Origin of the sequence: Bradyrhizobium sp. McL0615 (assembly GCF_049993905.1) — a bacterium.
Lineage (GTDB): Bacteria > Pseudomonadota > Alphaproteobacteria > Rhizobiales > Xanthobacteraceae > Bradyrhizobium.
Genome location: NZ_CP188254.1, coordinates 7683023 through 7708489, shown reverse-complemented (window position 1 = coordinate 7708489; position 25467 = coordinate 7683023). Strand labels below are relative to the sequence as shown.

Genomic DNA, 25467 nt, shown 5'->3' with positions numbered 1-25467 from the left:
GGTGGGCACGTCACTTCGCTCCTTTGCCCACTCTACGGCAGTTGTACTGTGACTACCGTTCAAACGCGCCGCGCTCGCGCAGCATGGCCAGTACCGCGCCAAGATCAGGCAGCACGGCCGCGCATTTCGCGCGCGTCTCGTCGGTCGGCGGCGCCATGTCCGGCACCATGATGGTGATCGCGCCGGCGGCGTGGGAAGCGGTCACGCCGTGATTGGAATCTTCCACTGCGACGCAGACCTGCGGTGCGAAGCCAAGGCGTGTCGCGGCGAGGAGATAGAGGTCCGGGCTCGGTTTCCCGCATGTTACGTCGTCGAGTGTCAGGATGGTATCGAAGCGGGAACGGATTCCAGCGAGCGAAAGATTGCGCTCGGCGGAGCGGCGCGACGACGAGGTCACAATCGCCATCGGGCAATCAGCGGCGGCGAGCCCGTCGAGCAGTTCCAGCGTGCCGAGCTTGAGCGGCAGACCGGCCTCCATGAACTTGTCGCGATTGGCGAGGAAGGCGCGGTTGATCTGGGCGAGCGGAAAGTTCTTGCCGTAGCGATCGAGCAGCATGGCCTCGCAGGCCGGTCCAGGAAGACCGACCATGGCGTGGCAGAGCGTAACGGCGTCATCGGCGTAGCCACCCGTATTGAGCGCCGCGACCAGGCTGTCGAAATAGACCCGCTCGGTGTCGAGCAGCGTGCCGTCCATGTCGAGCAGGACGGCGCCGACATTCCATCTTCCGGTCACCTTGCACCTGCGCCGGTGCTTTGTTGCGCCAGCTTGCGCAAGCAATTTGGACACAAACAATCGCCGCCGTCGGTGGGCATCGGCAGACGGAACGCCTCGTCGGAACACCAGCACGGCCCCGACAGGCTGCAACTGAATTCAGTGCCGCATCTGGCGCACGCGAGGCGGCGCGAGGTCTGATTTTCCAACCGATTTGTCATCAACGGAGCAACATCCTGACGCGGAATTAATCCCGGGTTCATATCGAACCGCGTTATACTTCGCAGCGACTATACGCCTGTGAAATTCCAAGGGAAATCTCAAGGGAAATCCGATGGCCCGCGATTCGCAAGCTGCCCTTGTTGCGCTCCATCGCTTCGGACTGGGCGCGCGGGGCGGGGCATCCGGCGATTTCCTCAATGCAGCCTCCGATCCGCGCGGCTTCGTCAAGGCGGAACTCAGCCGTCCCAACGGCGTGCTGCTCGAAGTGCCGGGATTGCAGTCGACGGCGGCGCTCGGCAAGGCCGTGTTCGACTATCAGTTCGAGATTCAGCAGGCCCGCGACGCCGCCGCCAAGGCTGCGCCTTCGCCCGCGACCGAAGGTCAACCGCCGCCGGATGCAAAGGCGCAGCGGCGGAACCTGTCGCTCAACCGCATCGCCATGGATATGGCGCCCAAAGAACCATCGGCGGAACCGCCGGCGAAGCCGCCGGAAAATCGCGATGCGGCGATGGCGGCCGCCGAGACCATGCGGCCCAATGCGCCAAAATCGCCGCCGGCGCCGCTCAACATCATCCAGAAAACCTTTCGTGCCGAAGCGCTGGCGCGGCTGCAGCGGGCCGTCATCGCTGATTGCGGATTCACCGAGCGGCTGGTGGCGTTCTGGTCCAATCATTTCTGCATCTCCGCCAACAAGGGCGGGCCGGCGCGGATGTGGGCCGGCTCGTTCGAGCGCGAAGCGATCCGCCCCTATGTGCTCGGGCGTTTCGGCGACATGCTGAAGGCGGTCGAGCAGCATCCGGCGATGCTGTTCTTTCTCGACAACCAGCAATCGCTGGGCCCGGATTCGCGCGCCGGGAAAAACCGCAACCGCGGCCTGAACGAAAACCTCGCCCGCGAAATCATGGAACTGCATACGCTTGGCGTCGGCGGCGGCTATTCGCAGGAGGACGTGACATCGCTGGCGAACATCATCACGGGCTGGAGTTATGCGGGAAGGCTCGGGCAATTGGGTGCGCCGGGCACCTTCGTGTTCAACGCGAATGCGCATCAGCCCGGCGCGCAGCGGGTGATGGGAAAGATCTACGACGCGTCAGACGTAACGCAGGGCGAGGCGGTGCTGGCGGATCTCGCGCGCCATCCTTCGACGGCGAAATTCATCGCCGGCAAATTCGCGCGCCACTTCGTGGCCGACGATCCGTCACCGGCGCTGGTGGCGCGGCTCGCCGATGTCTTTGCGAGAACCGACGGCGACCTCAAGGCGCTGGCGATGGCGCTGGTGGATTCCGAAGATGCCTGGAAAGCGCCGCTTGCGAAAATGCGCTCTCCTTACGAATTCATGGTCGCGTCGGGCCGGCTGCTGGCGCAGATCCCGAACGATCCCGGCCGTTATCTCGGCGCTCTCAACACCTTGGGCCAGCCATTATGGTCCCCCGCCGGGCCGAATGGTTTCCCCGACAGCAACGCGGCCTGGGCGGCGCCGGAAGGCATGAAACTGCGGCTCGATATCTCGGCGCAGATCGCCTCCCGGCTCGCGGACGGCATCGATCCGCGCGACCTGCTCGAACTCGTTGCCGCGGATGCGGCGTCATCGGAGACACGACGAACCATCGAGCGCGCGGAATCGCGGCAGCAGGCGCTGGCGCTGTTGCTGATGTCGCCGGAATTCCAGAGGAGATGACGTCCATGGAAACGATAATGGATTGCTGCGAAGGCATCGGATCGTCGGCGATTTCGCGGCGTGGCGTGTTGCTCGGCGGCGCCTCCTTTGCGGCATGGGCCTATTTGCCGAAATTCGCGCGCGCTGGCGATGGCCGCGATCCGCGGCTGGTGGTCGTGATCCTGCGCGGCGCACTGGATGGGCTCGCCACCGTCGCACCGATCGGTGACCCTGACTACGCGGGCCTGCATGGTTCGATCGCGCTCACGTCGAGCGGGCCGAACGCGGCCGTGGGGCTCGACAATTTCTTCTCGCTGCATCCGGCGATGCCGGAATTTGCGCGGATGTACCGCGAGAAGAAGGCGGCCGTTGTTCACGCGGTGGCGACGTCGTATCGCGACCGCTCGCATTTCGACGGACAGGACGTGCTCGAAAGCGGCTTTGCCGGGCCTGGCCGGGTGCAGTCCGGCTGGCTCAACCGCGCGCTGGAAGGCCTGCCGAAAGGCGAGCGGGTGACGAGCGCGCTGGCGGTCGGCCCGACCACGCCCTTGGTGTTGCGCGGCGCGGCGCCAACCGTCGGCTGGGCGCCGGTAGCGCTGCCGCAGGCCGCGGAAGATACCGCGATGCGGCTCGTCGAGCTTTATCAACACCGCGATCCCGCGCTGGCGAGCGCGTTGAAGCAGGGGCTTGCGCTCGACAAGGCCGCGCAGGGCGACGACATGAAGCCGAAACCCGGCACCAATGGCACCGGGGCGATGCGGCTGGTGGCGCGCGGCGCCGCCAAATTGATGGCGGCCGATGACGGCCCGCGGATCGCCGCGCTCGCCTTCGACGGCTGGGACACGCATGCCAATGAAGGCGGGCCTGTCGGTCGGCTGGCGCAACTGCTCGGCGGCCTCGACGGCGCGCTGGCGGAGTTCGAAAGCGGGTTAGGGGCGCGCTGGCGCGACACCGTGATCGTAGTCGCCACCGAATTCGGCCGCACCGCGCGCATCAACGGCACGCAAGGCACCGACCACGGCACCGGCACCATCGCGCTGCTCGCTGGCGGCGCGGTGAAGGGCGGCCGCGTGATCGCGGACTGGCCGGGGCTGAAGTCCGCCAATCTCTACCAGGGCCGCGACCTCGCGCCGACCACCGATCTGCGCGCGGTGATGAAAGGCGTGCTGAAGGATCAGTTTGGGATTGCGGAGCGGGCGCTGGCGGAGAGTGTGTTTCCGGATAGCAGCGCTGTGAAGCCGATGCAGGGGCTGGTGGGGTGAGTTTTTAACCTCTCCCCGCTCTTTTGCGGGGAGAGGTCGCCGCGCTCTTGCGCGGCGGGTGATGGGCAGGGCAATGCGCGGCCGCAACGAAAAGACCGTCCGAATCGCGAGGCGGTTACGGGTCAATCAGACAGACGCAGAGACCGTTCTCTGGAATCGCATTCGCAACCGGCAGATCGACGGGCATAAGTTTGTCAGGCAGGAACCGATACTTGGTTATATCTGCGATTTCGTTTGTCGTGAAAGGCGACTGATTATTGAGGTAGACGGCGGGCAGCACAATGAGTCTGCCACTGACGCGATCCGCGATCGCCGCTTGATAGATGAAGGTTATAGAGTGCTCAGATTTTGGAACAACGACGTTCTCGGAAATACGGAAGGCGTGCTCACCATGATTCAAATCGAGCTATCGATGTAACGCCGCGTCTTTAACCTCGCCCCGCTTGCGGGGAGAGGTCGGCGCGCAGCGCCGGGTGAGGGGGTACAGGTCTATCGATAGAACTCCGCTCGCGGAGAAAGCCCCTCACCCCAACCCTCTCCCCGTGAAGGACGGGGAGAGGGAGCGAGAGAGCCGTTTCCGCTCACTTCGTAATCTGATCGATCTCCGCGATCTCCTCCGCGCTCAAGCTCCAACCGATGGCCTTCACGTTCTGCTCGACCTGTTCGACACGCGTCGCGCCGGCGATGACGCTGGAGACTTGCGGGCGCGACGCCAGCCATGAGAACGCGAGCTCCAGCATGGTGTGGCCGCGCGCCTGCGCGAACGTCTGCAGCTTTTCGACGATGTCCTCGTTGCGCGACGTGACGTAGCGATCCTTCAAGGCCGGCGCCTTGGCGAAGCGGGTGTCGTCGGGCACGGCGGCGCCACGCTTGTATTTTCCGGTGAGGAGCCCGCTCGCCAGCGGGAAGAACGGCAGCAGGCCAAGTTTGTATTCGGTTGCCGCCGGCAGCAGATCCGTTTCGATGCCGCGCACGACGAGGCTGTATTCGTCTTGGCAGGAGACGAAGCGGCTGACGTTCATCTGCCGCGCCAGCATTTCGGCTTCCGCGATCCGCCAGGCCGGAAAATTCGAATTGCCGATATAGCGGACCTTGCCCTGGCGGACGAGGTCGTCGAGCGCACGCAGCGTCTCTTCCATCGGCGTCAGGGGATCGTAGTCATGCTGCTGGTAGAGATCGATGTAGTCGGTCTTCAGCCGCGTCAGGCTGGCCTCCACCGCGGACATGATGTAGCGGCGCGAGGCGCCCTGCTTGGTGCCGTCGGTTGCCATCGGCTTGGAATATTTCGTCGCCAGCACGATGTCCTTGCGGCGGTCGCCGAGCACGGTGCCGAGCACGGTCTCGGAGCCGCCCATGCCGGCATAGATGTCGGCGGTGTCGAACAGCGTGATGCCGAGGTCGATCGCCTTGTGGATCACCTTGCGCGAGGTCTCCAGATCGGTGCGCTGGCCAAAATTGTTGCAGCCGAGGCCGACGGCGGAAACACGCAGGCCGGAGCCGCCGAGGTTGCGAATTTGCATGGATCGATCCTGTGGGATTGGTCGCGGGGAGAGAAGGCCGGCATTGTGGCCCGCGCCACTTCGCCCCGCAAGCAGCGGAGCCATCGGCCGCCACGCTTGGCAGCTATGCGGCATATAAAAAAGAAGCGGCCCCGGTCAGACGCGGCGACTGACGGGGGCCGCTGGGGCGCGTGATCTGAGACGGGGGGCCTGATCAAACGCAGGCGCAACCTATCCGTGCTTTGTTACGCGGCCGTGACATCAGGACTTATCCACAGCCGGTCCGCAGCGACCATATTCACGAAACCGTGTCAGAACAGCTTGCGGTACACGACGAAGCCGGAGCGCTCCGCCACCTTGTCGTAAAGCTGCATCGCGGTGTGATTGGTCTCATGCGTCTGCCAATAGACACGCGACGCTCCGGCACGCCTGGCCTGTTCGTACACGCCGTTGATCAAGGCGCGGCCGACGCCCTTGCCGCGCGCGGCGGCGGCGGTGAACAGATCCTGCAGATAGCAGTTCGGCTCGATCATGGTCGTCGAACGGTGAAACAGATAATGCGTCAGACCAAGCAGTGCGCCGCCGCTCTCGGCGACCAGCGCATGCACCGGCTCGTAGGCGTCGAAGAAGCGCGCCCATGTCATCGCGGTGATCTCGGGCGCCAGCGCGGTCGCGCCGGAGCGGCCGTAGAAGGCGTTGTAGCCGTCCCATAGCGGCAGCCATTGCGCGTAGTCCCGACGGGTGACGAAGCGGATGGTGAGGTCGCCGGACATTGAGCGATTCCGATTTGGTGAGAGGTGACGCGCTCAGGGATGATGCGCGGAAGCGGTGCCCGCTCTTTACTACAGACAGGGCAGGAGGGGATCAATGTCGCGCGCTCGATCGACCCCTCTCCCCGTTCTTCACGGGGAGAGGGGTAGGGTGAGGGGCTGCTTCCGCGAGTTGATCTCGATCGATAGACTTGTACCCCCACACCCGGATTGCTTCGCAATCCGACCTCTCCCCGCAAGCGGGGCGAGGTTGAGAAAGAGCCGCCGCTATTCCGCGGCGCCGAGCTGGTGGGCGAGGCTGCGATCGCTGCCGCGCAGCGCGCGGTAGTAGTCGCCGCTGCCGGGGTCGTCGTTGTGGCGAACGAGATCGGTGACCGGCGTATAGCTCAGCATGCGCCCGCCATCGGGCAGCGCCGTGCAAATGAAGCGCAGCACGTGCCCGTCGGCGAGATTGATGTTGATCGGCGTGGAATCGCCGGTCCGGATCATTTCGGTGCGCTTGGCGATGAACGCGTTCAGCTCGTCTTCCGGCAATTGCCAGGCGCCGGTGTCGCGGCCGTGATACATCAGCGCGATGAAGGGCGGCTTGCTGTCGGCCTGCTCGTCGGACAGCTTGAAGTAATGCCGGAAGGCGCGGTTGATGAATTCGGCGCGGGTATCGGCATCGAGCAGCACGATGCCGATGTCAACCTGATCGAGCGCGGCCGACAGGCGGTCGGCGGTCGCATGATGCTTCTTCTCCCACGCGAAGGCGTCGACCCATTTCTGCCGGAGGAGACCGGTGATGAGCGCGGTGCCGCCCGCGGTCGCCGCCAGCAGCAGCATGCGCGCCAGGTCCGACGGGTCGTAACCGGGCGCGGCGCGGTGGTTGAGGAAGAACAGCGCGGAAGCCGCCACCGCAATGACGGCGCTGGCCATCCCGGAGACGATGCCGCTGACGGACGCGACAAACGCGACGATGCAGACGAACAGCGGGGCGGGATTGGGGATTGGAAAGAAATGCCGGTCGACGAGGAAGGCGAGCAGCGCCGTCGCTGCCGTCAGAGTCGGACCGGAGATTGCGTGCCAGTTTAACTGCATGCCCGTTCTCGCCACTTGCCGGGAATAAGACGCGAGCATGCCTGATTGTTGCGATTGTGCACGCCTTTCTGCCGCCAGTCTTAAGCGGGTGTTGCCGGGATGCGGCGGGTTTTCGCATTTTTGAAATCAAATGCTATCGAAGCAGGGAACGGGGTACCGTGCCCCCGGATTGAGCTGCACGACATTTTGCAAAGAGGACATCGATGCCTACCGTTTCCCCGACGATATTGCCGATCCTGATGCTGTTCGCCTCCAACGTCTTCATGACCTTTGCCTGGTATGGCCATCTGAAATTCAAGGAGAGCTCGCTGCCGATCGTGGTGCTGGCAAGCTGGGGCATCGCTTTTTTCGAATACTGGCTGGCGGTGCCGGCCAACCGCTGGGGCAGCGCGGTCTATTCGGCGGCGCAGCTCAAGACCATGCAGGAGGTGATCACGCTGGTGGTGTTCGCCGGCTTCTCGGTGCTCTATCTGAAGGAGCCGCTGGGATGGAATCACGCGCTCGGTTTTCTCTTCATCGCCATCGGTGCGTTTTTGATTTTCCACAAATGGGGGTGAGTTAACTGCGGCCGGTGAGGACGGCAGCGGACGCTTCGCTCACTTCGCGGCCGGCGCTACCCGCAAGATGCGTCCGTTCGAACTGTCGGTCAGCAGCCACAGCGCGCCGTCCGGCCCCTGGCGGACGTCCCTGATACGCTCGTGCAGATTTTCCAGCAGGCGCTCCTCCGCTGTCACGGCGTTACCGTTCAGCGTCAGCCGCACCAGCATCTCGCCGCGTAGCGCGCCGGTGAACAGGCTGCCGTTCCATTTCGGAAAAAGCTTGCCGGTATAGAACGCCATGCCTGACGGCGCGATCGAAGGTACCCAGTATTTGAGCGGCTGCTCCATTCCGTCTTTGGCGGTCGTATCGTGGATCTTGGCGCCGGAGTAATCGATGCCGTAGCCGATCACCGGCCAGCCGTAATTCTTGCCCTTGCCGATCAGGTTGACTTCGTCGCCGCCGCGCGGGCCATGCTCGATTTCCCAGAGTTCGCCGGAGGTGGGATGGATGCCGAGCGACTGGGAATTGCGATGACCGTAGCTCCAGATCTCCGGCTTGGCGTCGGCGCGGCCGGCGAACGGATTGCCCGCCGGCACCGAACCATCGGGCGCGATGCGGATCACTTTGCCGAGATGATTGTCGAGCGCTTGCGCTTTGTCGCGGTGGGTAAAATGCTCACCCAGCGTAACGAACAGATTGCCGTCGTCGGCCTGCGCGATGCGGCAGCCGTAATGATTGCCCGATGACAGCGGCCCCTGCTGGCGGAAGATGATCTTGACCTCGTCGAGCCGTCCTCTGCCGCTGTCGAGTTTGGCGCGCGCCACCGCGGTACGTCCGCCGCCCTCGGTCCGCTCGGCAAAGCAGAAATAGACGGTCTTGTTCTGCGCAAAGGCTTTGTCGGTGACGACATCGAGCAGGCCGCCCTGGCCCGATGCCCAGACGTCAGGCACGCCCTTGAGCGGCGGCGAGACCTGTCCTTCGCTCGTTACGATGCGCATGCGGCCCGGCCGTTCCGTCACCAGCATCGTGCCGTCGGGCAGGAACGCCAGCGCCCACGGATTGACGAGGCCCCTTGCGATGGTGCGAACCTCGAGTTCGCCCGCCGACGAGCCGAACGCCGGCTCTTCGCCACGTGTACCGGTGGCGATCAGGAACGAGACGGCAAGCAAGGTCGCGACCGCCAGGGCGGCGGTCACAAGGCCGACAGGGGTTTTCATCCTGGTCGTCCAATCGCGATGTCGATCATCGCGCGTTCGCTAATGATGCAAACGAAAAAGCCGCACCCATTATGGCATGGGCATCGCGACGGTTGCCCTGATCGATAGCATCGTCAAGGTGACCACCAAGCAAAGCGACAGGGTGCCGATCGCGAGCGAGGTGGCGATGGCACCAGCCAGTCGGGAAGAAGCAATGTGCGCACGACGGCTTTCGAAGCCGGCCGTGCCGGGCGACCGCATCATCTTCTGATCCTTGTAACGTGGGTGACGAATCACCCAGCGACTCATGACGTCAGGAACTTCTTGCAACGTTCACTGGCAACAATACGGCGGCCGAACGCTGAAAATGGCGGAATCGCGGCAAAGGTTAACGTCGTGCCCGCTATTGTTAACCTTTGGCGGCGTGCTCGCGCGAAAGTGAGGAGGCTGCGCGTCGCGGCGGTTATGCCCCGGCGGCGACGCCGGCCTGGTCGTCGACCTCGGCCGGCCGCGAGTCCATGGTGACGAAGCCGGGGGTCTGCTCGACCCGCCGCAGCCAGGTGCGGATGGCGGGGAAGGTCGCCAGATCAAAGTCGCAGCGGTCGGCAACATGGGTGTAGCCGTACAGCGCGATATCGGCGACGGTCAGTTGTCCCGCGGCGAAATAGGCGCGGGTCTTGAGATGGTTTTCCATCACCTGCAACGCGGCATAGCCGCGCTCCATCCAGTCCTCGAGCGCATGCGTCTGCAGGTCACGGCCGCCCTTGACCAGCGACAGCCAGAAATAGGCGGCACCGATATTGGGCTCGAGCGCGTGCTGCTCGAAGAACATCCATTGCAGCGCTTCGGCGCGTTCGACCCGTGACTCCGGCGCCAGCGACGTGCCGCCGCAGACATACCAGAGGATGGCGTTGGACTCGGCAAGATAGCGCCCGTCGGCGACTTCCAAGAGCGGCACCTGGCCGCTGGGATTCTTCTCCAGAAAATCCGGCGTGCGGCTTTCGCCGCGGAGAATGTCGACTTCGATTGCCTGATACGGAGCGTTGAGCAGCGCCAGCGCAAGGCGGACCTTGTAGCTGTTTCCGGAGCGCTGCATCGAATAAAGTTTGTACATCGTCGTTGGGTCACTCGGAGTCGAAGGGCGCACGCGGTGGGCGAACTGCGGAAAGCTCTCGCGCCGCAACGCGGCTAAACAATGATGCCGTTACGAATGCGTCGCAAGACCCGCGGAATGGAAAAAGTCGAAAACCTCTACTGCACTGCACGCGCGCAGCATGCCATGCCACGGCGTCAGGGATCACGTAGTCGGGAGCGGAGGAACTGGCCGGCTCAAGCCTTCTCGATGAAATACGCCGCCTCAGCTGACAAGTATTGGATCCAGCGTGTGGGCTCAGGCTCTGCGGCGCTGCGCAGCGTCCGGCGAACGGTCGCCAACATACACCGGGAAGTGATGTTCGCCGAGCGTGATCAAGACGGATGCGAATCGCGGTAAGACATCCTGACGTTGAGTCGACGGACACGACTGGATATCCTGGAAGGGGCCTCCGCTTCCCGTAATAGCGCCCGCTGCCCTTGCCAGATATGAGTCAATCGTTGCGGAACTTTGCGAATATTGCGCCGATATTGCACCGATCGTACCGAGGCTTGCGCGACGTTCCCTAAAGTTTGACCAGTATCCGGCCAAGCTTCTTGCGATGCAGCGCGCCGCGCCTTAGGGTGCGGCGTTCCCATCAAAAAGAGTCGTGAATTCCAGAGGTCACGACGTTTGCCAGGAGATGATGATGCCCTTCCTGTCCGCTGCGCTCGACCGTGTGAAGCCGTCCGCGACGATCGCGGTCACGGATAAAGCGCGCGCGCTGAAAGCGGCGGGGCGCAATGTCATCGGCCTCGGCGCCGGCGAGCCGGATTTCGACACGCCCGCCAACATCAAGCTGGCGGCGATCCACGCCATCGAGGCCGGCAAGACCAAGTACACCGACGTCGGCGGCATTCCCGAGTTGAAGGAAGCCATCATCGCGAAATTCCAGCGCGAGAACGGCCTGACCTACAAGCCGAACCAGATCATCGTCGGCACCGGTGGCAAGCAGGTGCTCTACAACGCATTGATGGCGACGCTTAACCCCGGCGACGAGGTCATCATTCCCGCGCCGTACTGGGTCAGCTATCCCGAGATGGTGGCGCTGGCCGGCGGCGAGCCGGTCGCAGTGGTGTGCCCGGCGTCGAGCGGCTTCAAGTTGCGGCCCGAGGATCTCGAAAAGGCGATCACGCCGAAGACCAAGTGGATCATTCTCTGTTCTCCGTCGAACCCGACCGGCGCCGCCTACACGCGCGCTGAGCTGAAGGCGATCACCGACGTGCTGGTGAAGCATCCGCATGTCTGGGTGATGACCGACGACATGTACGAGCACCTGGTCTATGACGACTTCCAGTTCGCAACGCCCGCGCAGGTCGAGCCGAAACTGTACGAGCGCACGCTGACGGTGAACGGCGTCTCGAAGGCCTATTGCATGACCGGCTGGCGCATCGGCTATGCCGGCGGCCCCGCCGACCTGATCAAGGCGATGCAGACGATCCAGTCGCAGTCGACCTCGAACCCGTCGTCGATCGCGCAGTGGGCGTCGGTGGAAGCGCTGAACGGTCCGCAGGATTTTATCCCCGCGCACAACAAGGTGTTCAAGGAGCGGCGCGACCTCGTGGTCTCGATGCTGAACCAGGCCAAGGGCATCGAATGCCCGCGGCCCGAGGGCGCGTTCTACGTCTATCCATCCTGCGCCGGCACCATCGGCAAGACCTCTCCGTCCGGCAAGGTGATCGGCAATGACGAGGATTTTGTCACCGAACTGCTGGAGAGCGAAGGGGTCGCGGTCGTGCAGGGTTCCGCGTTCGGGCTTGGCCCGGCGTTCCGGATTTCCTACGCGACCAAAACCTCCGATCTCGAGGAAGCCTGCAAGCGCATTCAGCGCTTCTGCGGCAATTTGAGATAAGGCGCGTTTTACAACCCGGGCCGTCCCGCAACCCGATGCGGGGCGGCCTTTTTTTGCGCAAGGAAAGCGCGGCAAAAAATGTGTCGCGCCACATCACACGTGAACCTCGCGATGTTTTGATCGCTTCTTCTCAAAGCGCCATTTTTTTTGGGGAAGCGCCATGTTTTCGACACGGCGCTTCCATCCTGTCCGCCCCGCTGAATTTGTTCATCAACATGATGCGGAGACTGGGACATATGCGCTTCCTGACCTTGACACTCGCCACGCTTTCGCTGATCGCGCCGCTCGCAAGCGCCAGCGCGGCGCCGCCGGTTCGCGCCGGTATCCTGCAATGCCAGGGCGGCCAGAATGTCGGCTTCGTGGTCGGCTCGGTGACGAGCCTCGAATGCGTGTTCCAGAGCGAAGGCCGCCGGCCTGAACCCTACATCGCCAAGGTGCAGCGCATCGGTCTCGACCTCGGCGTCACCGAGCAGACCCAGTTGTCCTGGGCCGTCAACGCGCCGAACACCCGGCTCGGCCGCGGCGAACTCGCCGGCAGCTATGGCGGCGTCGGCGCAAATGCGTCGATCGGCATCGGCGGCGGCGGCAACTTCCTGGTCGGCGGTCCCGCCAACGCCTACGCGCTGCAGCCGCTCAGCGTGCAGGGCCAGACCGGCCTGAACGTCGCCGCCGGCATCGCCGGCCTCGAACTTCAACCGGTCGATTTCGGCCCGCGCCGGCCCCACCATCGCCGGCATCACCGTCGCGGCTGAGAATGAGACGTTGAGGAAAAGGCCCGCGCAAGCGGGCCTTTTTTCATGATGCGAGGCGCGTAGCACCCTCGTTGTAACAAATACCCTTACTTGCGAATCCCGCTCTCAAAGCTGCGATTAGATACAAACTCGGCTTTTGGGTAGAGGTAGCATGCTCGAGCGGCCCGACTATAGGTGAAGACATTGCAATTCTTCGTCTCTGCGCATCTCTGCTCGCACTCACCTATCGACCCGTTGTAGTATCCGGCGCCCAACTGGAGGCCGTTGGCCTCCGTCCCGCCCCTGATCTCGAATGCAGGGATCGCCGTTTTCGGAGCGGTCTGCGAAGATGAAGACGTCAGATTGCGAATCCCGCTCTCAAAGTTCTGATTAGATACAAAATCAGCTTTTGGGTAGAGGTAGCATGCTCGAGCGGCCCGACTATAGGTGAAGACACTGCAATTCTTCGTCTCTGCGCATCTCTGCTCGCACTCACCTATCGAGCCGTTGTAGGATCCGGCGCCTAATTGGAGGCCGTTGGCCTCCGTCCCGCTCCTGATTTCGAATGCAGGGTTCGCCCTTTGCGGAGCGGTCTGCTGTAGTGGATCTGTCAGCCTGGGAACAGCGGTAACGACATCAGTGCCGGTTTTGGGTTCGATTCTGGAGGCGACCGGAGTATTCGCGACGGAGTTCCTTGGTCTTTCCTTCGGCAGAAAAAAGAACTCACCGGCATTGTTGGTGATCCGTGCACGGTACTGGCGTGGGGTCATGCGAATCTGATCGCCAATCTCGGCCTGCTTGGCATCAAGCGTGCGATTGATGCGCGTCATCATTTCGTTAAGGGGAACTATGCCGTCGTTCGGCGCAAAGTCCTCGCCACGAGCTGCAGACAGGAATGCTTGAGTGAAAAGGCTCTCGCCTTTGTAGATGTACGTTTCTTCTCCTTCAGTTCCAGCGGTGACTATGTAGTGCCCAGGCTGCATCAGGCGATTTAGCGTTTTCTCTCTGACGTCTCCAGCTTTGGTTTCATAGGCCGCTAACCCGCTAAAGCAGGCATCGAGAAGGAACAGGGAGTGTCGCGCTTGCGCGACATTTTCAGTCCACTGTTTCATTCTTTCCATGTCGATCATGTTTTGCCATTCGCCGCGTCCCGAATTTTTCAGCACGAGATAACCGCGCTTTGTTGTCGCAAGAGCCCGCGTAACCCCATGGCCGGAAAAATAGAACAAGAAACGGTCATTTTGACCGAGCGCATTTGGAATGGTCGTTTCCATCAACTCGGCGATCCGCGCGTATGTAGCCTTCTCGTCGGTCAGGGTAATGATTTGATCGAAGCCAGCTTCGTCGCGCAGAAAGTCGCGAACGCGCAAGGCGTCTGCGGCCGGAGCCGAGAGCGAAGGGAATTTGTCATAGTTGCCTACGCCGACAAGGACGGCGATGCTTTTTTGAAATGCATTGCGTCCGACAAGCCGTGCATAGAAATCTGTCGACCAGATCGTTGGGCCGCTCCTGTTGTAAGTTTCGTCTATGCCAGCCGTGGCCGATCCATTCACTAGCAACAGGATTGGCAGCGCCAAGATGCGAATAATTCGCATATGTCAGGCCTTCTTGCGCGTTTCTATCAATTTGAGCGCGAGGGTGACGATGGCGGTTAGCAAGCTGACAATTGAACCCGCCAGCGAGAGCCACGGCATCCAGCTTTCGGGTCCACCCTTCGGCTCAACGCCCGGGAGCGGCTTGGTGATTTGGAAGGTCCACCACAGGAGCGCTCCCAGCAGGAAAAAGAATAAAATCTGGATTATACGCGACATGATCAGCCTCCGTGCAATACTGGGGCCATGCAACCATACTGGCACAGCATGAGGAGTTCGGCTAGAACGGGAAAGGGTGTGTCCGAAGATTTTTCGTTAGCAAATTATGGTCCCGCCTGGCTTGCTGTGGCATAGAACGCGAGCGCCGTGGGCACGGCTTTGTTCTTCTTCTTCTCTGCTCGCATCACATTTTCAGCCGGAGATTACTTCATGCGTCGCTTTATCATCCTTGCCGCGCTCGCCACGCTGGCTTCGTCGATCGGCGCCAATGCACAGCAGTTGCAGCGCGTGCAGGTCGGCGTGCTGGAGTGCCGCGGCGGTGCCAGCATCGGCTTCATCGTCGGCTCCGTCACCAATCTCGGCTGCGTGCTGCGCGCCGAGGGCATGCCGGAAGACCGCTATATCGCCACCATCCGGAAAGTCGGGCTCGATCTCGGCATCACCCAGGAATCGGCGCTGGCCTGGGGCGTGTTCGCGCCGGTCGCGCGGCTCGGGCCGGGCGGTCTGTCCGGCGACTATGTCGGTGCGCAGGGGAGCGCGACGCTTGGCGTCGGTGTCGGCGGCAACGTGCTGGTCGGCGGCTCCGCCAATTCGATCGCGCTGCAACCCCTGAGCGTGCAGGGCCAGGTCGGCGTCAGCGTTGCTGCCGGATTGGAAAGCCTGGAACTGAGGCCGGGACGGTAGCTAACGCTGCTTCTCAGTCATTGCGAGCAAAGCGATCCACGCGCATATCGTTGTGCTCACGCGGGCTGCTTGCTGGCCGTCCGCTCCGGCGCCGGCTAGCATGAACCATGAGTTCAAATCATAAAATTGCGTCCGGCCAAGCCCGACTGGCTGTGAAAGTCGTCGGCGACGGCGACCCTGTCGTCTTTCTGCACGCGGCGGTCTGCGATAGCCGCATGTGGAGCGCGCAACTGGATGCAGTCGGCGCAGGCAACAAGGCGATCGCGTATGACCGGCGGGGCTTTGGCGAGACTCGCGCGGAAAAGGAGGACTTTTCTGCAGTCGCAGATTTGCTTGCGGTGATTGACGCCGCAGGAAACGGCGCGCCGGCGATCCTCGTTGGATGCTCTCAGGGTGGACGGGTCGCGCTCGACACAGCGCTCCTGCATCCATCCCACGTCCGCGCCCTCGTTCTCATTGCGCCTGCCGTAAGCGGTGCGCCAGAGCCGATCCATCCGCCTGATATCGAGGGCCTGATGGCCAGGCTCAAGGACACCGAACAAGTCGGTGATCTCGATCGCGTGAACGCCATCAAGGCGCATCATTGGCTCGACGGTCCACTGCAGCCCGAGGGGCGTGTCACAGGTGAGGCGCGCCGGTTGTTCCTCGATATGAACGACATTGCGCTACGGTCGCCGCCGATCGGGCAAAACCTCGATGCCGCGCCCGCCTTCCATCGTCTGGGCGAGATATCGGTGCCATCGCTTGTGATCTGGGGTGACCTCGATTTCCCGCATATTCAGGAACGATGCCGTCATATCGCAATGACGATGCCGAACGGGTCAGGCCATATGTTGGCTGGCACGGCCCATTTGCCCAGCCTGGAGCGACCAGCCGAGATCACGAACCTCGTCGCGGCGTTCGTCGATGGCTGTTCCGGCCAGCGCTACGCGCTGAGTTAGCCGCACTTCATTTTTGCCACGGGGCGTCTTGACTTGCGACCGTGATTGGTCTTAAAAAGAATAAACGTTCTTTTTGTGGAGGCCGCGAAATGCTGCAGCATCAGCCCAGCCGGACCGCCGAATACATGGCCATGTTCCGGGCGTCAGAGCATGCGAAAGGTGCCGGACGACGCGTGTTTACCGATCCACTGGCCGCGGCATTGTTGCCGGGAAGCCTACGGCTGCCGGCCAAACTGCTCGCGGTGCGTCCCGTGGGCGAAATGCTCAACCGCTACATCGACCGGCAATGGCCGGGCGCGCGAACCTCCGGCATCGCCCGCACGCGGCTGATCGACGACTGGATCGGGGAATCGGTCGGACAGGCCGAGCAGGTCGTGTTGCTCGGCGCGGGTTTTGATACGCGGGCTTGGCGGCTTGCCGCGCTGGATTCCGTCAGGGTTTTCGAAGTGGATCACCCGGCGACGGCCAAGGTGAAACGGGAGCGGCTGCAGGCTGCCGGTGCCGATCTGAATCGGGTGACCTTTGTCGCCGTCGATTTCGAGATCGACGATTTCGAACAGCGTCTGCGCGATGCCGGCTTCGATCCGCTGCTGCGCACGATGGTGGTGTGGGAAGGCGTCAGCCAGTATCTGACCGGCGACGCGGTTTGCGGCGTGATGCGCTGGGCGGGCCGGCTTGCGCCGCGCAGCCGCTTCATCTTCACCTATGTTCATGAGGGCGCGATCGACGGCAGCGTCGCGTTCGATGGCGCGGACAAGGTGATCGCCAAGGTCGACGGGTCGGGCGAACCCTGGCGGTTCGGCTTGCTGCCGGGCGAATTGCCGGACTTCCTGCGCGAGCGCGGGCTGAGACTGGTGAGCGATCTCGGCGCCGATCAATACCGCGAGCGCGTGATGGGGCAGGCCGGCCGCCACATGCAGGGCTACAGCTTCTATCACACGGTGCTTGCGGAAACAGGCGATGCCTAGGATATCGGCGGCGCGCGCCAACGAGCAGCGCGGGCGCATCCTCGATGCCGCGCTGACATGCTTTGCGCGCGAAGGCTTTCATGCCGCGACTGTGCAGGACATCGTCGAGGAGTCTGGACTTAGTCCCGGCGCGATCTACGGCTATTTCAAAGGCAAGACCGAGATCGCGATGGCGATCGCTGCCGAGCGCCACGCAATGGAACGCCGACGCATGGAATTTGCGCTGGCCGCGCCTGATATCGACACCGGCCTGCAGCGCCTCGTCGAAGGCTTCGTGCTCGAATTGCGCAACCCGAAGGAAAGGCGATGGCGTCATCTGGCCGTGCAGCTTTGGGCGGAGAGCCTTTCCAATCCACGATTGAAGCGCGAAGCGCTCGCGGGGGTTTCCCAGGCCGTCGACGTGCTGGCGCCGATGATCGCGCAGGCGCAACGACAGAAGCGTTGGCCGCGGCATCTCGATCCGCCTTCGGCCGCCCGCGTTATGGTCGCGGTTCTGCAAGGCATTTCGTTACAGCTTGCCTGGGACGAGCGCGTCGATATCGAGCGCTTCGCCGTCGCGCTGCGCATCATGCTCGATCCGCGTTCGGACGGAGTGGGTGCGACCGGCTGAGCGGAATTATCTTTTGAGTTCCAGATCGGGGAGACGGTAGCGGGGCCACATGATCCGACGTCCCCAAGGTCGATGTCGAGAAATCAACTGGATGCAGTGCAGCGAATTTTTCCCGCTTGCCAAATCCTCAGGACAGGCGGACCATCAGCAGTCGCCGACCCAATCACGGGCCGAGCTCCAGAGATAAGGAGGCGGCAATGGGACAAGACGTCAGAAGTCCCCGCGGTCCACGGTGCATAGCGCTGGTGGGCCCTTTCCAGAGCGGTAAAACAACACTCCTAGAAGCCATATTGGCCCGAACAGGGGCCATTAAAAATGCCGGCAGCGTCGATGCCGGAACTTCCGTCGGCGATGCCAGCCCGGAAGCGCGCCACCACAAGATGGGGGTGGGCCTCTCCGCCGCCACCACCACCTTCATGGGCGACAGTTACACCTTTATCGACTGTCCCGGCTCGATCGAGTTCGCGCATGACATGCGCGCCGCGTTGCCCGCGGTCGATGCCGCCGTCGTGGTCTGCGAGGCGGATGAGAAGAAGCTGCCGCAACTGCAGATCATCCTGCGTGAGCTCGAGGATCTCGGGATTCCCCGTTTTCTGTTTTTGAACAAGATCGATCGCGCCAACAAGCGCATCCGCGAGACGCTGGCGACGCTGCAGCCGGCCTCGCGCGTGCCGCTGGTGCTGCGGCAGATTCCGATCTGGAACGGCGACTTGATCGAAGGCTTTGTCGATCTCGCGCTGGAGCGCGCCTTTGTCTATCGCGAACACAAGCCTTCCGAAGTCATGGCGCTGGAAGGCGGCAATCTCCACCGCGAGAAGGAAGCGCGGTTCTCGATGCTGGAAAAACTCGCCGACCATGACGACGCGCTGATGGAGCAGTTGCTGGAGGACATCCAGCCGCCGCGCGACGCGGTGTTCGACGATCTCGCCCGCGAATTGCGCGAAGGCCTGATCTGCCCGGTGCTGCTGGGTGCTGCGGCGCGGGAAAACGGCGTGCTGCGGCTGATGAAGGCGCTGCGGCACGAAGCGCCGGGAATTGGCGAGACCGCAAAACGCCTCGGTGCGTCTTCACAGAAGGATGCGCTGGCCTATGTGTTCAAGACCGTGCATTTGCAGCACGGCGGCAAGCTGTCGCTGACGCGGGTGCTGGCCGGTCATCTTGATGACGGCGCGACGCTGCAATCTTCCTCCGGCGAAGCCGGGCGGGTATCCGGCATCCTCGCGGTCAGCGGCGCGCATGACAGCAAGCGTCCAGCGGCGGAGGCCGGCGATACCGTCGCCCTCGGCAAGCTGGATGCGATCAAGACCGGCGATACGCTGTCGAGCGGCAAGACTGCGCCATCGTCTCTGCTGAAAGTCGAACCGGTGCCGCCGGTGCTGGCGATGTCGCTTTCGTCGGCCGACCGCAAGGACGACGTAAAACTCGGCCAGGCCCTGCTCAGGCTCAACGAGGAAGACCCGTCGCTGACGATGATCCAGAACCAGCGTACCCACGATACCGTATTATGGGGGCAGGGCGAGATGCATCTGCGCGTCGCGCTCGAGCGGCTCAAGGACCGTTTTGGCGTCAACGTCAAATCGCAGCCACCGGCGATCGGCTATCTGGAGACGATTCGCAAATCGATTACCCAGCGCGGCCGGCACAAGAAGCAATCCGGTGGCCACGGCCAGTTCGGCGATGTGGTGCTGGATATCAAGCCAGTGCCGCGCGGCGCGGGCTTTGAATTCCACGAAAAGGTCGTCGGCGGTGCGGTACCGCGCAATTATATCGGCGCGGTCGAAGAGGGTGTGGTCGACAGTCTCGCGCGCGGGCCGCTCGGCTTCCCCGTCATCGACATCCACGTCACGCTGACGGACGGCTCCTACCACAGCGTCGATTCCTCCGATCTCGCGTTCCGTACGGCGGCGCGGGCCGGCATGAGCGAAGCGCTGCCGCAGTGCCAGCCGGTGCTGCTGGAGCCGATCCACATCGTGGAGATCGTCTGTCCGACGGAGGCGACGGCGAAGGTCAATGCCATCCTGTCGGCGCGGCGCGGCCAGATCCTGGGCTTCGACACCCGCGACAACTGGCCGGGATGGGATTGCGTCCGCGCCACCATGCCGGAAGCCGAGATTGGCGACCTGATCGTGGAATTGCGCTCGGCCACCGCCGGCGCCGGCAGCTTTACGCGGCAGTTCGATCGCATGGCCGAGGTCACCGGCCGCGCCGCCGATCAGATCATCGCCGCGCACCGTGTCGCGGCGTGAGGTGCGGCTTATGAGATGTCGATGATCGTGGTCTCCGGACCATGGTCATTGACAGCGCGCGCCGCTTGCCCGATGTGACGGGCATGACAAGTGCCACCAACCCCCCCGCCGCGTGCCTGATCGGATGGCCGGCTGCGCATTCGCGCTCGCCGGTGATCCATCATTACTGGCTGCGCACGCTTGATATCGCGGGCGGCTATGTCATCGAGGCGGTGCCGCCCGACGAGTTCAAGGATTTCATCTTCCGCCTGTCGCTGCGCGGCTTCGTCGGCGCCAACGTCACCATTCCGCACAAGGAGCGCGCGCTTGCGCTGTCGACGCCGGATGAGCGGGCGCGTGCGGTCGGCGCGGCCAATACGTTGTGGTTCGAGAATGGCGAACTCTGCTCGACCAACACCGACGTCGAAGGGTTCATCAACAATCTCGACGCCAGCGCGCCCGGCTGGGACGGTTGCGAGGATGCGCTGGTGCTCGGCGCCGGCGGTGCGGCGCGCGCGGTGGTGTTCGGTTTGCTCGACCGCGGCATCAAGCGCGTGCATCTCGCCAATCGCACGATCGCGCGGGCCCGCGTGCTGGCGGATCAGTTCGGCGCGGGCGTTCTGCCGGTGGCGTGGGATGCGCAGGGCGATATCCTGCCGCGCGCCGGGCTTCTGGTGAACACGACCTCGCTCGGCACGAAGGGTCAGCCACCGCTCGAGCTCGACGTCGGGCGGTTGCCATCACACGCCGTCGTTGCCGATCTCGTCTACGTGCCGCTCGATACCCCGTTGCTCTCCGCCGCGCGTGCCCATGGCCTGAAAACGGCCGACGGGCTCGGCATGCTGCTGCACCAGGCGGTGCGCGGCTTCGAATTGTGGTTTGGCCGGCGTCCCGAGGTGACGGCAGAACTTCGCGCCCTGGTTGAGGCCGATCTCACGAATACATGATCGGCTGGTCGCGGAGACTTGAGCCGGAATTTTTTTGAAAGGCCGGGGTCAATGGTTACGTCACTGCCGCCACCGGAGATTCCCGCCATGTCCGTCCGTCGCTTTCAACTCGTTCGCCTGCTTGCCGCCGTCGTGATGGTCGCGGGCTCCACGATTTACGCCATCGCCCAGCAACCGCCCACACCGACACGCGTTCGCGGCACCATTGAGGCCGTCGACGGCGACGTACTTGTCGTGAAGTCGCGCGGCGGCGAGGATGTGAAGCTGCATATGACCGGCGATCTCAGGGTCGTGGGGATCACTAAAATCTCGCTGGCGGACATCAAGGTCGGTTCCTTCATCGGCACCACTACGGTGCCGGGCCCGGACGGCGGCCAGAACGCGGTGGAGGTGCATGTGTTTCCGGAAGCCATGCGGGGCACCGGCGAGGGCTCGCGGCCCTATGATCTCCGTCCCAACTCCACCATGACCAATGCCACCGTGGCGGACTCCGTGGTCGGCAATGACGGTCACACCCTGATGATCAAGTACAAGGACGGCGAGAAGAAAGTCGTGGTCTCGCCGGAGACGCCGGTCGTGACCTACGTTCCCGCCGACAAGTCCGACCTCAAGCCCGGCGCCAAGGTGATCGCCTTTATGAAGAAGCTGCCGGACGGCTCGTTCGAGACCAACCGCGTCAGCGTCGGCCGCGACGGGCTGACCCCGCCGATGTGATCTCGCCTGCTGGAATACCCGCTCCCGTGCGGTGTTTCCGTTTAGTTGGGCGCCAAATACACCCTGGGAGGAATACCATGCTGAAATCTTCGTCATGGCCGCGGATGCTCGCGGCTTCACTGGCCATTGCCACCCTGCTGGGATCGGGGGCCTGGGCGCAGCAGCCGCCGACGGTCCGGATTCGCGGCACCATCGAGGCCGTAGACCTGCCCACGCTGTCGATCAAGTCGCGCGAAGGCACCGACATGAAGGTGCGCCTCACCGACAATGTCGCGGTGTTCGGCGTCGCCAAGACCGAACTCTCCGAGATCAAGGAAGGGTCCTATATCGGCGTCACCGCATTGCCGGAGCCGGACGGCACCCAGAAGGCGGTCGCGGTGCATATTTTTCCGGAGAACCAGCGCGGCGCGGCCGAAGGCTTCAGGCCCTGGGATCAGCGGCCGAACTCCACCATGACGAATGCCACCGTCGCCCAGACGGTGAAGGGCACCGAGGGTCAGAACATTTTGGTCAAATACAAGGACGGCGAAAAGAAAGTCGTGGTGCCGGAAGGTACGCCGATCGTCACCTTCGTCGCCGGTGACAAGTCCGAACTGAAGCCGGGCGCGAAGATCATCATCTTCGGCGCGGTGAAGAAGGACGATGGCACGCTCGAAGCCAATCGCGTCAATGTCGGCCGCGACGGGATCACGCCGCCGATGTGAGGGATATTTCTTCCCCTCCCCACTTGTGGGAGAGGGTGGATCGACGCCGCGTAGCGGCGGCGAGACGGGTGAGGGGTCTGTCTCCGCGGAGAGAGCCCCTCATCCGGCGCTGCGCGCCACCTTCTCCCACAAGGGGAGAAGGAAGTAAGTCCACGTCCTACACCGCGAGCAAATTATCGTCGATTTCGGCGACCGTGTTCACCCCGCACAATCCCATCGTGGTGAGCATTTCCTTGGCGAGGATGTCGAGCGCCTTGGCGACGCCCGCTTCGCCGCCGGCACCGAGGCCATAGGCATAGGCGCGGCCGATCATGCAGGATTTGGCGCCCAGCGCGAGCGCGCGCACCACGTCCATGCCGGTGCGGATGCCGCCGTCGAACATGATCTCCATCTGCGAGCCGACGGCGTCGACGATCTCGGGCAGCACCTCGATCGACGACGGCGCGCCGTCGAGCTGACGGCCGCCATGGTTGGAGACGACAAGCGCCTGGGCGCCGGTTTTCGCCGCGAGCTCGGCATCCTCGACGTCCAAAATGCCTTTCAGGATCAGCTTGCCTGGCCAGATCGAGCGGATCCAGTCGATGTCCTTCCAGTTCAGCGAGGTGTCGAACTGCGACGCCGTCCACTCCGACAGCTTGGTGAGATCCTCGGTGCCTTTGACGTGGCCGACGATGTTGCCGAAGCTGCGGCGCTTGCCGCGCAGCACGCCGGCGACCCATGACGGCTTGCTGGCGAAGTCGAGCAGTTTCGACAGCGACCATTCCGGCGGCACTGACATGCCGTTCTTGATGTCCTGGTGGCGCTGGCCGATCACCTGCAAATCAACCGTCAGCACCAGCGCCGAACATTTCGCCGCGATGGCGCGCTCGATCAGCGCCTTGATGAAGCCGCGGTCCTTCATCACGTAGAGCTGGAACCAGAACGGCTTGTCGACGGCGGCGGCGATATCCTCGATCGAGCAGATCGACATCGTGCTCTGGGTGAAGGGAATGCCGGCGGCCTGCGCAGCGCGGCAGGCATGAATCTCGCCATCGCCATGCTGCATGCCGAGCAGGCCGACAGGGGCCAGGATCAAGGGCATCGTCGCGGGCTCGCCGAGGATCGTGGTGGAGAGATCGCGTTTGGAGACGTCGACCAGGATGCGCTGGCGGAACTTGATCTGCGCAAGATCTTCGGAATTGGCGCGCAGCGTGTCCTCGGTGTAGGAGCCGCGGTCGGCGTAGTCGAAAAACGCCTTGGGAACCCGGCGCTTGTGCAACTGGCGCAGATCCTCAATGCAGGTGATGTGCTTCATGGACGTTCCGGCCCTTCTTGAACTTCTTCGCTGCGTTGTCATCTAGCATGGTTGGGTGGTCAGCCAAATCGCATCTCATCCATCTCCGGCGCCATTCCGACGGGAGGACATCCCATGACCCGACCGCGCACCGTTACTCCCGTCGAGACCGGCTCTGATCGCGAGGAAAAGCGCCAGCTGGACGACGCCCTGGAGGAGGGGCTGGAAGAGACCTTTCCGGGGTCTGACCCGGTCAATGTCACCCAGCCGGCGCCCTCGAAGGGCGATAGCCACGTCAAGCGGCGGAACTAGCGCCCCCGCGCGGGTTCAGTCGCTTTCGAGGAAATGTCCATTCCTTACAAATGGTTATGCGCCAATCGCGGTCGCCCGCGACGGTAATGATTCATCATATTTTTTGAAGCCATTTTAGCGGCCGAGGGACTATAACCGCTGCACGCTACGATGGTGGCGTGGGGATTCGGCTTTGACGGCCGGAAGAAGTCCCGGTGGGGGTTACATGAGCCGCAAATATTTCGGTACCGATGGAATTCGGGGCCGTGCCAATGGTCTGATTACGCCGGAGCTCGCGCTCAAGGTGGGGCAGGCGGCCGGCCTGGTGTTTCAGCGTGGCGATCACCGCCACCGTGTCGTGATCGGCAAGGACACCCGGCTCTCCGGCTACATGATCGAATACGCCATGGTGGCCGGCTTCACCTCGGTCGGCATGGACGTGCTGCTGCTCGGCCCGATGCCGACGCCGGCGGTCGCGATGCTGACCAAGTCGATGCGCGCCGATCTCGGCGTGATGATCTCGGCTTCGCACAATCTGTTCGAGGACAACGGCATCAAGCTGTTCGGTCCGCAGGGTTTCAAACTGTCCGACGATGTCGAAAAGCAGATCGAGCAGTTGCTCGACGAGCCGATCGACCGTCGACTGGCGCAGAGCGCCAGCCTCGGGCGCGCCCGCCGCATCGACGGCGTGCATGACCGTTACATCGAATTCGCCAAGCGCACGCTGCCGCGCGAGCTCTCGCTCGATGGCCTGCGCGTCGTGATCGATTGCGCGCACGGCGCCGCCTACAAGGTGGTGCCGGAAGCGCTGTGGGAATTGGGCGCGGACGTGATTGCGATCGGCGTCGAACCTGACGGCTTCAATATCAACAAGGAATGCGGCTCGACCTCGCCGGAAGCGCTGGCGAAAAAGGTGCGCGAGATGCGCGCCGATATCGGCATCGCGCTCGATGGCGACGCCGATCGCGTCATCCTGGTCGACGAGCGCGGCCATGTCGTCGACGGCGATCAGTTGCTCGCGGTGATCGCGCAGAGCTGGAAGGACGACGGCCGTCTCGCCAAGCCCGGCATCGTCGCCACCGTGATGTCGAATCTCGGGCTCGAACGTTTCCTCGAAGGGCAGGGCATCGGCATGGTGCGCACGCCGGTCGGCGACCGCTACGTGCTCGAGCAGATGCTCAAGCAGGGCTACAATCTCGGCGGCGAGCCTTCCGGTCATATCATTCTCTCCGACTACGCCACGACCGGCGACGGCTTCGTCGCAGCACTTCAGGTGCTGGCCGTGGTGCAAAAGCTTCGCCGTCCGGTGTCGGAAGTCTGCCACCGTTTCGATCCGCTGCCGCAGATCCTGAAGAACGTGCGCTATCGCTCAGGCAAGCCGCTCGACCATGCCGAGGTGAAATCGGCGATCATGGACGGCGAGAACCGCCTCAACGGCCACGGCCGGCTGCTGGTCCGCTCGTCCGGCACCGAGCCCGTGATCCGCGTGATGGGCGAGGGCGACGACCGCATCCTGGTCGAGGACGTCGTCGATCAGATCGTCACCGCGCTCGGCCACGCCGCGGCGGCATAAGCCAGCTTTATCCTGATGGCGCGGGGGCGCTGATTGGTGCTGCGACAACGCATCGCAGCCATAAGCTATTGAT

At 63.3% G+C, this 25467-nt stretch carries 27 protein-coding genes; 17 read left to right on the top strand and 10 right to left on the bottom strand.

Annotated features, from left to right (window positions below; all coding sequences use genetic code 11):
- Positions 1 to 52: 52 nt before the first annotated feature.
- Positions 53 to 733, bottom strand: a complete 681-nt coding sequence (locus ACPPVP_RS37070) for an HAD family hydrolase (RefSeq protein ID WP_426528485.1) — start codon at positions 731 to 733, stop codon at positions 53 to 55.
- Positions 730 to 933 (bottom strand): cysteine-rich CWC family protein, encoded by a 204-nt coding sequence (locus ACPPVP_RS37065; protein WP_426538259.1) that lies wholly within the window; start codon positions 931 to 933, stop codon positions 730 to 732. The genes ACPPVP_RS37070 and ACPPVP_RS37065 overlap by 4 nt, the downstream gene beginning before the upstream one ends.
- A gap of 113 nt (positions 934 to 1046) precedes the next feature.
- On the opposite strand from ACPPVP_RS37065, the gene ACPPVP_RS37060 reads away from it, so the two are divergent.
- From ACPPVP_RS37060 to ACPPVP_RS37050, 3 genes are all read left to right on the top strand, one after another.
- The gene (locus ACPPVP_RS37060; protein WP_426528484.1) at positions 1047 to 2612 is read left to right on the top strand and encodes a DUF1800 domain-containing protein; all 1566 of its coding nucleotides are present in this window, start codon (positions 1047 to 1049) and stop codon (positions 2610 to 2612) included.
- Between the two features lie 5 nt (positions 2613 to 2617).
- Positions 2618 to 3853 carry a DUF1501 domain-containing protein gene (locus ACPPVP_RS37055; RefSeq protein ID WP_426528483.1) on the top strand — a complete coding sequence of 412 codons (1236 nt, stop codon included), beginning with the start codon at positions 2618 to 2620 and terminating at the stop codon, positions 3851 to 3853.
- A gap of 73 nt (positions 3854 to 3926) precedes the next feature.
- The gene (locus ACPPVP_RS37050; RefSeq protein ID WP_426528482.1) at positions 3927 to 4271 is read left to right on the top strand and encodes an endonuclease domain-containing protein; all 345 of its coding nucleotides are present in this window, start codon (positions 3927 to 3929) and stop codon (positions 4269 to 4271) included.
- Positions 4272 to 4434: 163 nt separating this feature from the next.
- On the opposite strand, the gene ACPPVP_RS37045 is transcribed toward ACPPVP_RS37050, so the two are convergent.
- The 3 genes from ACPPVP_RS37045 to ACPPVP_RS37035 form a co-directional block, all read right to left on the bottom strand.
- Complete coding sequence (locus ACPPVP_RS37045) at positions 4435 to 5373, bottom strand: aldo/keto reductase (RefSeq protein ID WP_426528481.1); 939 nt, start codon at positions 5371 to 5373, stop codon at positions 4435 to 4437.
- A 290-nt stretch (positions 5374 to 5663) separates the two neighbouring features.
- On the bottom strand, positions 5664 to 6125 hold the full coding sequence (locus tag ACPPVP_RS37040) for an N-acetyltransferase family protein (RefSeq protein ID WP_426528480.1): 462 nt from the start codon (positions 6123 to 6125) through the stop codon (positions 5664 to 5666).
- Positions 6126 to 6389: 264 nt separating this feature from the next.
- Complete coding sequence (locus ACPPVP_RS37035; RefSeq protein WP_426528479.1) at positions 6390 to 7202, bottom strand: PAS-domain containing protein; 813 nt, start codon at positions 7200 to 7202, stop codon at positions 6390 to 6392.
- A gap of 203 nt (positions 7203 to 7405) precedes the next feature.
- Between ACPPVP_RS37035 and ACPPVP_RS37030 the strand changes: the two genes are divergently transcribed.
- On the top strand, positions 7406 to 7759 hold the full coding sequence (locus ACPPVP_RS37030; RefSeq protein WP_426528478.1) for a DMT family protein: 354 nt from the start codon (positions 7406 to 7408) through the stop codon (positions 7757 to 7759).
- A 39-nt stretch (positions 7760 to 7798) separates the two neighbouring features.
- On the opposite strand, the gene ACPPVP_RS37025 is transcribed toward ACPPVP_RS37030, so the two are convergent.
- Entirely contained in the window at positions 7799 to 8959 is a 1161-nt protein-coding gene (locus ACPPVP_RS37025) for a PQQ-dependent sugar dehydrogenase (protein WP_426528477.1), read from the bottom strand.
- 76 nt (positions 8960 to 9035) lie between these two features.
- On the opposite strand from ACPPVP_RS37025, the gene ACPPVP_RS37020 reads away from it, so the two are divergent.
- Positions 9036 to 9209, top strand: coding sequence for a hypothetical protein (locus ACPPVP_RS37020; protein ID WP_426528476.1), 174 nt, complete (start codon positions 9036 to 9038; stop codon positions 9207 to 9209).
- A gap of 192 nt (positions 9210 to 9401) precedes the next feature.
- Here the strand turns inward: ACPPVP_RS37020 and ACPPVP_RS37015 are convergent, their stop codons facing one another.
- The gene (locus tag ACPPVP_RS37015) at positions 9402 to 10052 is read right to left on the bottom strand and encodes a glutathione S-transferase family protein (RefSeq protein WP_426528475.1); all 651 of its coding nucleotides are present in this window, start codon (positions 10050 to 10052) and stop codon (positions 9402 to 9404) included.
- 667 nt (positions 10053 to 10719) lie between these two features.
- On the opposite strand from ACPPVP_RS37015, the gene ACPPVP_RS37010 reads away from it, so the two are divergent.
- Positions 10720 to 11922 (top strand): pyridoxal phosphate-dependent aminotransferase, encoded by a 1203-nt coding sequence (locus ACPPVP_RS37010; RefSeq protein WP_426528474.1) that lies wholly within the window; start codon positions 10720 to 10722, stop codon positions 11920 to 11922.
- Positions 11923 to 12158: 236 nt separating this feature from the next.
- Positions 12159 to 12674 (top strand): DUF992 domain-containing protein, encoded by a 516-nt coding sequence (locus tag ACPPVP_RS37005; protein WP_426528473.1) that lies wholly within the window; start codon positions 12159 to 12161, stop codon positions 12672 to 12674.
- Positions 12675 to 12760: 86 nt separating this feature from the next.
- On the opposite strand, the gene ACPPVP_RS37000 is transcribed toward ACPPVP_RS37005, so the two are convergent.
- The gene (locus tag ACPPVP_RS37000; RefSeq protein WP_426528472.1) at positions 12761 to 14248 is read right to left on the bottom strand and encodes a PAN domain-containing protein; all 1488 of its coding nucleotides are present in this window, start codon (positions 14246 to 14248) and stop codon (positions 12761 to 12763) included.
- 3 nt (positions 14249 to 14251) lie between these two features.
- Positions 14252 to 14464 (bottom strand): hypothetical protein, encoded by a 213-nt coding sequence (locus ACPPVP_RS36995; RefSeq protein WP_426528471.1) that lies wholly within the window; start codon positions 14462 to 14464, stop codon positions 14252 to 14254.
- 210 nt (positions 14465 to 14674) lie between these two features.
- Between ACPPVP_RS36995 and ACPPVP_RS36990 the strand changes: the two genes are divergently transcribed.
- From ACPPVP_RS36990 to ACPPVP_RS36955, 8 genes are all read left to right on the top strand, one after another.
- On the top strand, positions 14675 to 15148 hold the full coding sequence (locus tag ACPPVP_RS36990; protein ID WP_426528470.1) for a DUF992 domain-containing protein: 474 nt from the start codon (positions 14675 to 14677) through the stop codon (positions 15146 to 15148).
- Positions 15149 to 15300: 152 nt separating this feature from the next.
- Positions 15301 to 16089 (top strand): alpha/beta fold hydrolase, encoded by a 789-nt coding sequence (locus ACPPVP_RS36985; protein WP_426528469.1) that lies wholly within the window; start codon positions 15301 to 15303, stop codon positions 16087 to 16089.
- An 89-nt stretch (positions 16090 to 16178) separates the two neighbouring features.
- On the top strand, positions 16179 to 17057 hold the full coding sequence (locus ACPPVP_RS36980) for a class I SAM-dependent methyltransferase (RefSeq protein ID WP_426528468.1): 879 nt from the start codon (positions 16179 to 16181) through the stop codon (positions 17055 to 17057).
- Positions 17050 to 17667 (top strand): TetR/AcrR family transcriptional regulator, encoded by a 618-nt coding sequence (locus ACPPVP_RS36975; protein WP_426528467.1) that lies wholly within the window; start codon positions 17050 to 17052, stop codon positions 17665 to 17667. The genes ACPPVP_RS36980 and ACPPVP_RS36975 overlap by 8 nt, the downstream gene beginning before the upstream one ends.
- A 197-nt stretch (positions 17668 to 17864) precedes the next feature.
- Entirely contained in the window at positions 17865 to 19913 is a 2049-nt protein-coding gene (locus tag ACPPVP_RS36970) for an elongation factor G (protein ID WP_426528466.1), read from the top strand.
- Between the two features lie 83 nt (positions 19914 to 19996).
- The gene (locus ACPPVP_RS36965) at positions 19997 to 20839 is read left to right on the top strand and encodes a shikimate dehydrogenase (RefSeq protein WP_426528465.1); all 843 of its coding nucleotides are present in this window, start codon (positions 19997 to 19999) and stop codon (positions 20837 to 20839) included.
- An 87-nt stretch (positions 20840 to 20926) separates the two neighbouring features.
- Entirely contained in the window at positions 20927 to 21553 is a 627-nt protein-coding gene (locus ACPPVP_RS36960) for a hypothetical protein (RefSeq protein WP_426528464.1), read from the top strand.
- A gap of 104 nt (positions 21554 to 21657) precedes the next feature.
- On the top strand, positions 21658 to 22257 hold the full coding sequence (locus tag ACPPVP_RS36955) for a hypothetical protein (RefSeq protein ID WP_426538257.1): 600 nt from the start codon (positions 21658 to 21660) through the stop codon (positions 22255 to 22257).
- Between the two features lie 157 nt (positions 22258 to 22414).
- Here ACPPVP_RS36955 and ACPPVP_RS36950 read toward each other — a convergent pair whose 3' ends face one another.
- Positions 22415 to 23551: an alpha-hydroxy acid oxidase gene (locus ACPPVP_RS36950; protein WP_426528463.1), complete on the bottom strand. Its 1137-nt coding sequence runs from the start codon at positions 23549 to 23551 to the stop codon at positions 22415 to 22417.
- A gap of 114 nt (positions 23552 to 23665) precedes the next feature.
- On the opposite strand from ACPPVP_RS36950, the gene ACPPVP_RS36945 reads away from it, so the two are divergent.
- Together ACPPVP_RS36945 and glmM are read left to right on the top strand one after the other, a co-directional pair.
- Positions 23666 to 23842 (top strand): hypothetical protein, encoded by a 177-nt coding sequence (locus ACPPVP_RS36945; RefSeq protein ID WP_426528462.1) that lies wholly within the window; start codon positions 23666 to 23668, stop codon positions 23840 to 23842.
- Positions 23843 to 24047: 205 nt separating this feature from the next.
- Positions 24048 to 25394, top strand: a complete 1347-nt coding sequence (glmM, locus tag ACPPVP_RS36940) for a phosphoglucosamine mutase (RefSeq protein ID WP_214487732.1) — start codon at positions 24048 to 24050, stop codon at positions 25392 to 25394.
- The last annotated feature ends 73 nt before the right edge of the window (positions 25395 to 25467 follow it).

Coding starts and splice junctions, on each gene's coding strand:
- ACPPVP_RS36965 (WP_426528465.1), top strand. CDS start 19,997: ATGACAAGTGCCACCAACCCCCCCGCCGCGTGCCTGATCGGATGGCCG.
- ACPPVP_RS36980 (WP_426528468.1), top strand. CDS start 16,179: ATGCTGCAGCATCAGCCCAGCCGGACCGCCGAATACATGGCCATGTTC.
- glmM (WP_214487732.1), top strand. CDS start 24,048: ATGAGCCGCAAATATTTCGGTACCGATGGAATTCGGGGCCGTGCCAAT.
- ACPPVP_RS36990 (WP_426528470.1), top strand. CDS start 14,675: ATGCGTCGCTTTATCATCCTTGCCGCGCTCGCCACGCTGGCTTCGTCG.
- ACPPVP_RS36970 (WP_426528466.1), top strand. CDS start 17,865: ATGGGACAAGACGTCAGAAGTCCCCGCGGTCCACGGTGCATAGCGCTG.
- ACPPVP_RS36975 (WP_426528467.1), top strand. CDS start 17,050: ATGCCTAGGATATCGGCGGCGCGCGCCAACGAGCAGCGCGGGCGCATC.
- ACPPVP_RS36995 (WP_426528471.1), bottom strand. CDS start 14,464: ATGTCGCGTATAATCCAGATTTTATTCTTTTTCCTGCTGGGAGCGCTC.
- ACPPVP_RS37020 (WP_426528476.1), top strand. CDS start 9,036: ATGGGCATCGCGACGGTTGCCCTGATCGATAGCATCGTCAAGGTGACC.
- ACPPVP_RS37060 (WP_426528484.1), top strand. CDS start 1,047: ATGGCCCGCGATTCGCAAGCTGCCCTTGTTGCGCTCCATCGCTTCGGA.
- ACPPVP_RS36960 (WP_426528464.1), top strand. CDS start 20,927: ATGTCCGTCCGTCGCTTTCAACTCGTTCGCCTGCTTGCCGCCGTCGTG.
- ACPPVP_RS36945 (WP_426528462.1), top strand. CDS start 23,666: ATGACCCGACCGCGCACCGTTACTCCCGTCGAGACCGGCTCTGATCGC.
- ACPPVP_RS37055 (WP_426528483.1), top strand. CDS start 2,618: ATGGAAACGATAATGGATTGCTGCGAAGGCATCGGATCGTCGGCGATT.
- ACPPVP_RS37045 (WP_426528481.1), bottom strand. CDS start 5,373: ATGCAAATTCGCAACCTCGGCGGCTCCGGCCTGCGTGTTTCCGCCGTC.
- ACPPVP_RS37010 (WP_426528474.1), top strand. CDS start 10,720: ATGCCCTTCCTGTCCGCTGCGCTCGACCGTGTGAAGCCGTCCGCGACG.
- ACPPVP_RS37005 (WP_426528473.1), top strand. CDS start 12,159: ATGCGCTTCCTGACCTTGACACTCGCCACGCTTTCGCTGATCGCGCCG.
- ACPPVP_RS36955 (WP_426538257.1), top strand. CDS start 21,658: ATGCTCGCGGCTTCACTGGCCATTGCCACCCTGCTGGGATCGGGGGCC.
- ACPPVP_RS37000 (WP_426528472.1), bottom strand. CDS start 14,248: ATGCGAATTATTCGCATCTTGGCGCTGCCAATCCTGTTGCTAGTGAAT.
- ACPPVP_RS36950 (WP_426528463.1), bottom strand. CDS start 23,551: ATGAAGCACATCACCTGCATTGAGGATCTGCGCCAGTTGCACAAGCGC.
- ACPPVP_RS37065 (WP_426538259.1), bottom strand. CDS start 933: ATGACAAATCGGTTGGAAAATCAGACCTCGCGCCGCCTCGCGTGCGCC.
- ACPPVP_RS37030 (WP_426528478.1), top strand. CDS start 7,406: ATGCCTACCGTTTCCCCGACGATATTGCCGATCCTGATGCTGTTCGCC.
- ACPPVP_RS37025 (WP_426528477.1), bottom strand. CDS start 8,959: ATGAAAACCCCTGTCGGCCTTGTGACCGCCGCCCTGGCGGTCGCGACC.
- ACPPVP_RS37040 (WP_426528480.1), bottom strand. CDS start 6,125: ATGTCCGGCGACCTCACCATCCGCTTCGTCACCCGTCGGGACTACGCG.
- ACPPVP_RS37050 (WP_426528482.1), top strand. CDS start 3,927: ATGCGCGGCCGCAACGAAAAGACCGTCCGAATCGCGAGGCGGTTACGG.
- ACPPVP_RS37015 (WP_426528475.1), bottom strand. CDS start 10,052: ATGTACAAACTTTATTCGATGCAGCGCTCCGGAAACAGCTACAAGGTC.
- ACPPVP_RS37035 (WP_426528479.1), bottom strand. CDS start 7,202: ATGCAGTTAAACTGGCACGCAATCTCCGGTCCGACTCTGACGGCAGCG.